Genomic DNA, 6,724 nt, shown 5'->3' with positions numbered 1-6,724 from the left:
GACGTTAAACATCTGAATCTTCGTGAATGGGATTGTCCTTTTTGTTCTACTCACCACGATCGAGATATTAACGCAGGACTCAATCTAATGAATGAAGCCATAAGGCTTCTAACCGTAGGAACTACGGGAGTAGCCTAATAAAAAATTGGCCGATAGGCTAATGTTCTTAGGAATCCCCCACTTCAATCAGACCGTAAGGTCGATAAGTGGTGGGTAGTTCAATTGTTGCTGATTCACACCGCCTTAAGTACGTTGATTTTTGTGACTTATAAATATGGCGATACCTAATTAACTTCATTTTTCCTTACAGGAGTTTGATCTACCACACAGATTATCTCTTTGAAATATCCGCAAAGATCGAACCACTTTTCAGGGTAGATATAGATAAATCGTTCCATCGTTTCAATAGAATGTAGCACGAGGCAATCAATCGTATCTGCCTTTTTATTTTGTAAATCAGAGAGAAGTACATGTGGGATGGTGTAATAAGGATAGAGCTGATAAGGATTTAGTATGACCGGGGAAATATTTTTTTCTTTTATATATTTGTCCGTCACAATCTTTTGGATTGCAAAGCTTTCATTCGTATGTAATTCACCGATCATGTAGTTTGAATTCATTAGTACAATGCCTCTCATTTTGCTTCACCCATTCTTTTTGCTAACCATTCTTGCCAAATGGAGGATGGGGTATTCAAAGTAAGAGGCGTGAAACTAGATTATTGACTTCAATTTATTGATGTTTTTGAGATGCTGGATATTTTCGAGCGTCTTTTTGGTCAAGTCTACCTTTTTTATAATCGGGAAGGTTTGTAAATCTTCGATACATATGGAAAGTAGATTATCGTCGTAAACCCTAAAAGTTCCTGCAACTGAAAATCAATCCGTCTTAGAATTTCACCATGCCGGGTCGGTTAATTATCCTTTCCTCGAGCAGTCTTTGATCATTGATAATAAGAGCATTTGTTAATAGAGGTGAATGAGGTTCATTTAAAAACGATTCCCATATCGGTGCCAAGAATCTTGAAATATGAAAGGTTTGTAGAAACTTTCTTAATGAAAGCTTTCTTCGTTTGGAATGTTCATATAAAAGGAGCTGTGGAAAGGAATCTGCAAAGATTGCTGAATTTGCGCGTTCGAGGAAAAAGAAGAATTTTTTCCGATCCTCTTTGTTGAAGAGGTGGGTCATGGATGAACTCTTTAAATCAGTCATATGGTATCCACCGTTCCTAGAAACCATATGAGCTAAAAAAGACCAATGAACCTCGGGATTCCGCCTGTAATAGGAAAGGTAGGCTTGAGTCTTTGTTACATTATTCCGGTTCAGAGCAGCTGTCTCAGTACGTACGCTCTTTATTAGAGCCGTTTCCACAGGGAAAAATGCTTTTGATTCATCTAAAGACTGAAAAAGCTCGTTTTATAATTGGGATTTTAGAGTCCCAAACCTTTCTGCATCAATAATCGGTTTAGTTTTGACAGGTGGTTTGCCCAACAACTTTTGCACATATTGCGAGAACATATAATCACCACGAATGTTTTCAATTATTATATGCAGCACACCAAGAAAAGGGCTTTGCCTTTGCATCGCCCTCAAATGGTTGAATGATGAAGAAATTTTTTCGTCATCTATTACTTTTCTTCTTCTTTTCCCGGTTCAATAAAATATAATAAACTATCCAGAAAAGTAACACGGGAATGAATGATAGCGGTCTATATTGGACCGGAACGGCAAATAAGATGAATATGGATGAAAATAAAAAGGGTACTGCTAGGAGTATATATTTTCTCCAAGGCATATGCTGAACCTCCTTAAGGTTGCGTCGTTCTTATAAGAATAAAGGATTATTCATTAATAATCTAGAAAAGTCACAATTGACAAATATATACACCCATAGTAATCTTTAAACACAAGGCAAAAATATCCAATAATTTATAATAAATGGAGGCGAACGTCATGACTAAATTAGATAAGCACATTGAAGTTAAAATCGTATATTTTCATACGTCCGCCTGCCTTGAGGCTTTGTCTTTATAGACAAAGGATCGAGCGTGCTCATTGATTATTTTTAAGCGCAGGTTGTGGAAGTTTCGCGGCCTGCGCCTTTTATATGTGTTTTCTTACGCATCTAAAAAGCTTCCGCTTAATTAACGGGGGCTTTTTGTTATTTAGGGAATCCGATGCAATAGCATCCTTTCTATATAGAAGACAGGAGGAATTATAAATGAGACAAAAAAAAATGGTAGTTCTACTCCAACCAGGAGATCCAGAAAGCGGCTAGCAAATTAATGGTGAGAACATAAGGGAGGGGAATTCATGTTTGCGATATTTAAAAAGCTGTCCTGGTATTTTAAAGAGCAATGGCAGCGTTATACCTGGGCCATTTTATTTTTATGTCTAGTGAATGTTATGGAGGTTATTCCACCAAAGCTTGTCGGGAATGCTATTGATGACATGAACAACGGCAACATGACGCATGAAGGAATCATGAAATACGTTATCTATTTGCTCATTGTCCTGAGTACCAGCTATCTATTTGGGTACTTATGGAGTTATCTTTTATTCGGTGGCGGAAACTTGGTCGAACGAAAACTCAGGTCCGGGTTTATGGGGCACTTGTTGAAAATGACGCCGACTTTTTATGAAAAAAACCGGACAGGAGATTTAATGGCAAGGGCCACCAATGATTTAAAGGCAATCTCGCTCACTGCGGGGTTTGGGATATTAACGCTCGTTGACTCAGTTCTATTCACTATCACGGTTGTGATTATGATGGGTGCAACTATCAGCTGGCAATTGACGATAGCGGCGGTGTTGCCACTTCCAATCATGGCCTTAATGATGCAAATTTACGTGAAAAAAATTTATAAACGTTTTACGGATGCACAGGAAGCCTTTGGTAACTTAAATGACAAAGTGCTGGAATCCATTTCTGGTATACGGGTCATCCGGGCCTATGTTCAGGAGCGGGAGGACGAAAAGCGGTTTGATGAAATGACTGAGGATGTATATCGTAAAAACCTCGAGGTAGCGAAAATTGATGCACTTTTTGACCCGACGATTAGCATTATCATTGGTATCAGTTATTTAATCGGTTTGGGTTATGGTGCTTATCTTGTTTTTCAACAAACCATTACACTTGGAGGTCTTGTTTCATTCAATGTGTATCTTGGAATGTTAATCTGGCCGATGATTGCGGTGGGTGAACTAATCAACGTCATGCAAAGAGGAAATGCTTCGCTTGACCGTGTTCAAGATACTCTTTCTTATGAAGCGGATGTGAAAAATTCATTAAAGCTGGAGAGGATTTCTAATCCGGAAGATCTTAAATTTGATCAAGTTTCTTTTACGTATCCATCTTCAACAGTTGTTAATCTCTCCAATATTTCCGTTCAACTTGAGCGTGGCCAGACCTTGGGAATTGTAGGGAAAACAGGAAGTGGAAAAACGACGTTCGTGAAGCAGTTACTACGGGAATATCCATTAGGAAACGGGGAGATTGCTTTTTCAGGCATGCCGTTAGAAAAACTGGAGCTTGAAGATATTCGTAAATGGATCGGGTACGTTCCGCAGGATCATTTTTTATTCTCAAAGTCTGTGAGAGACAATATCTTATTCGGTAAAATGGATGCAACGGAGGATGAACTGGCTGAAGCTATCCGGCTTGCGGATTTTGAGAAGGATTTAACGATGCTGCCTAAACGTCTTGAGACACTCGTTGGTGAAAAGGGGGTCGCTCTTTCAGGTGGGCAGAAGCAACGGATATCGATTGCAAGGGCCCTGATTAAAAATCCGGAAATTCTTATATTGGATGATTCCTTATCAGCCGTCGATGCAAAGACAGAAACGACAATCATTGAAAATATCCAAAATGAACGTGAGGGAAAAACGACCATCATCACAACCCATCGCTTATCAGCCGTTCAGCATGCGGACCGAATTATCGTGTTGGACAGCGGGGAGATTATCCAAGAAGGAACTCACGAAGATTTACTGAAGCAAAATGGCTGGTATAGGGAGCAATATGAGCGACAGCAGGTAGATGAAGAAACGGAGGTGAAAGCATGAAGGTCGTAAAGAAACTCTATCAATATGCTGCTCTTTATAAAAAATTGATTATTGGTGCCCTAATCATGCTAGCTCTTTCCGTTGCCGCCGACTTAACGGGTCCATTCATCGCTAAAAAAATCATTGATTCTCACATACTTGGTATCGAATCTTCTTGGTATGAAACGGAAAAAGGCAAAGATGCTGTTGAGTACGGTGATAAATGGTATAAACGGGCAGATTATTTTACCGAAGATGAGAAGAAAGGAAAAGAAGTCCATGTATTGCAGGTTGGCAATCAATTCGTCTTTGTCAATGAAGCTGTTGCCATAGATGGCGATCGAACCTTAGAAAATCAAACATTAATAATTGAGAAAAACGGAAAAGAGCAAATGGCATCAGTAGAGAAATTAACAAGTCAGGAATTAATGGGGTTCTACCAACCAGAAATTCCGCGAATTATAAAGCTTGTAGCTTTTTATTTTGGTCTTGTTATCATTTCTTCTGTTTTTCAATATGGACAGAGTTTTTATTTACAGAAAGCTGCAAATCGAATTATTCAGAAGATGCGAAATGATATTTTTACCCATATTTCCCGATTGCCCATTCGTTATTTCGATAATATGCCTGCTGGGAAAGTTGTCGCTAGGGTTACTAATGACACTGAGGCGATTCGAGAATTATATGTGACCGTGCTCGCCAACTTCTTTTCGAGCACTATTAATATTATTGGCGTTCTTATTGCTTTGTATATTTTGGATGCGCGTGCAGGGCTCATGGGACTTTTACTTATTCCAATTATCGTTATCTGGACGAAGGTATATCGCAAATTTGCCTCGAAATATAATCACATTATTCGGGAACGAGTCAGTGATATTAACGGGATGATCAATGAATCCATTCAAGGAATGAACATCATTCAGGCATTCGGACGTGAAAAGGAGACAAAACATTCTTTCGAAAAATTGAACCGTGAGCATTATTCGTATCAAAATAAAATGCTCAATTTAAATTCATTAACGGGAGGAAACTTGATTGGTGTCATTAAGGTTATAGCGCTAATAGTATTTGTCTGGTATTTCGGCGGGATGTCGCTTACAGCAAGTTCAGCTATTTCTTTAGGGTTGATGTATGCAATTGTTGATTTGATCAGTCGTCTGCTTCATCCGCTTCACGGGATTGTCAATCAGTTTGCTAACCTAGAACAAGCCCTTGTTGCAGGGGAGAGGGCTTTCAGTTTATTGGATGAGCAGGGATTAGTAGTCAGTGATGAAAACATTTCTAGATATAAAGGAAACGTGCAATTCGAAAATGTCTCATTCGGCTATAAAGAAAATGAATATGTGTTAAAAGACATTTCATTTTCTGCGCAACAAGGTGAGACAGTAGCTTTAGTTGGGCATACTGGTTCGGGAAAAAGTTCAATAATGAATTTGTTGTTCCGTTTCTATGATAGTAGTGAAGGACAAATCAAGATTGACGGAAGGGATATTTTGGATATTCCTCATCAAACACTTAGGGAGCATATGGGAATTGTCCTTCAGGATCCATATTTATTTACTGGAACCATCGCTTCCAATATCAGTCTTAATCATAAAGATATCACAAGGGAAATGGTTGAAAAGTCATTAAAAGCTGTAGGCGGGGACAAAGTGCTGAAGCATCTGCCTCTATGGATAGATGAGCCGGTGATTGAAAAAGGAGGGACTTTGTCTTCAGGACAGCGGCAGCTAATTTCCTTTGCACGGGCACTCGCATTTAATCCGGCGATTTTGATTTTGGATGAAGCGACAGCGAGCATCGATACTGAAACAGAGGCCATTATCCAGGAAGGAATGGAAGTGCTGAAGAAAGGAAGAACGACCTTTATCATTGCACATAGGCTTTCCACGATTAAAAATGCCGATCAAATTCTTGTACTGGATAAAGGGCAGATTTCTGAGCAGGGGACACATGAAGAATTAATGGAATTGAAAGGAAAGTACTATCAAATGTATGAACTGCAGGCTGGGTCGCATAATGGAATGGCTGGATAAAACCTAGTGGAATAATGAAGGGGAAATTAAGAATAATTTTTTAGAAAATGAGGGTGCCGGTGTAACGGCATCTCAAGCATGTTTCTTGATAATAGTAATCATTACGTTTAATATATAAATATACTTACGAAGAGGTGATAATAATGAAACAAGGAATTCATCCTGATTATCAGCAAGTAGTATTTATGGATACTAACAGTGGTTATAAATTTATTACAGGCTCCACGAAAAAATCTAGTGAAACAATTAAGTGGGAAGACGGTCAAACTTATCCTTTATTAAAAGTAGAGATTAGTTCAGATACGCACCCTTTTTATACCGGCAAGCAGAAATTTGCTGAAAAAGGCGGACGCGTGGATCGCTTCCTGGAAAAATATAGTATGAAAAAATGATGTTAAGGCTATCGAGAAATCGATGGCCTTTATTTTTATTTTGTGAGGTGGAAGAACTCGTGGGTGAATTAAGGTTTATAAATTCTTTAGTTATAATGTAGTGAATGCCTCATTTAAGATCCTAATAAGAAAAAAAGGGTTGCTCCAGGCACCCCTTGTCATATATGAATGAGAAGTCAATGGCGGCCTCAATTTTTCGAACCAAATGGTTCGCTGGCACCAGTTGATCTAAAGTAATCATTTCAAGCTGAT

At 38.8% G+C, this 6,724-nt stretch carries 6 protein-coding genes; 4 read left to right on the top strand and 2 right to left on the bottom strand.

The genetic code is table 11. The features are described 5' to 3' along the window. On the top strand, positions 1–138 hold a 138-nt coding region (locus ACQKMR_RS27950), incomplete at its 5' end, for a zinc ribbon domain-containing protein (RefSeq protein WP_427700179.1). Between the two features lie 146 nt (positions 139–284). Here ACQKMR_RS27950 and ACQKMR_RS27945 read toward each other — a convergent pair. Next, positions 285–620: a hypothetical protein gene (locus ACQKMR_RS27945; RefSeq protein ID WP_427700178.1), complete on the bottom strand. Its 336-nt coding sequence runs from the start codon at positions 618–620 to the stop codon at positions 285–287. Positions 621–888: 268 nt separating this feature from the next. Then, positions 889–1,371 carry a DUF2515 family protein gene (locus tag ACQKMR_RS27940; protein WP_427700177.1) on the bottom strand — a complete coding sequence of 161 codons (483 nt, stop codon included), beginning with the start codon at positions 1,369–1,371 and terminating at the stop codon, positions 889–891. A 942-nt stretch (positions 1,372–2,313) separates the two neighbouring features. On the opposite strand from ACQKMR_RS27940, the gene ACQKMR_RS27935 reads away from it, so the two are divergent. The 3 genes from ACQKMR_RS27935 (at position 2,314) to ACQKMR_RS27925 (ending at position 6,472) form a co-directional block, all read left to right on the top strand. Next, the gene (locus tag ACQKMR_RS27935) at positions 2,314–4,065 is read left to right on the top strand and encodes an ABC transporter ATP-binding protein (protein WP_427700176.1); all 1,752 of its coding nucleotides are present in this window, start codon (positions 2,314–2,316) and stop codon (positions 4,063–4,065) included. Continuing rightward, positions 4,062–6,080 carry an ABC transporter ATP-binding protein gene (locus tag ACQKMR_RS27930; protein WP_427700175.1) on the top strand — a complete coding sequence of 673 codons (2,019 nt, stop codon included), beginning with the start codon at positions 4,062–4,064 and terminating at the stop codon, positions 6,078–6,080. The genes ACQKMR_RS27935 and ACQKMR_RS27930 overlap by 4 nt, the downstream gene beginning before the upstream one ends. Before the next feature lie 143 nt (positions 6,081–6,223). Next, on the top strand, positions 6,224–6,472 hold the full coding sequence (locus ACQKMR_RS27925) for a type B 50S ribosomal protein L31 (RefSeq protein WP_427700174.1): 249 nt from the start codon (positions 6,224–6,226) through the stop codon (positions 6,470–6,472). Positions 6,473–6,724: the final 252 nt, after the last annotated feature.

The sequence above is a fragment of the Peribacillus sp. NPDC096540 genome, from assembly GCF_050278525.1.
In the GTDB taxonomy this organism is placed as follows: domain Bacteria; phylum Bacillota; class Bacilli; order Bacillales; family DSM-1321; genus Peribacillus.
Note: the sequence above shows the minus strand (reverse complement) of the source record. Positions and strands in the feature narration are given on the sequence as shown.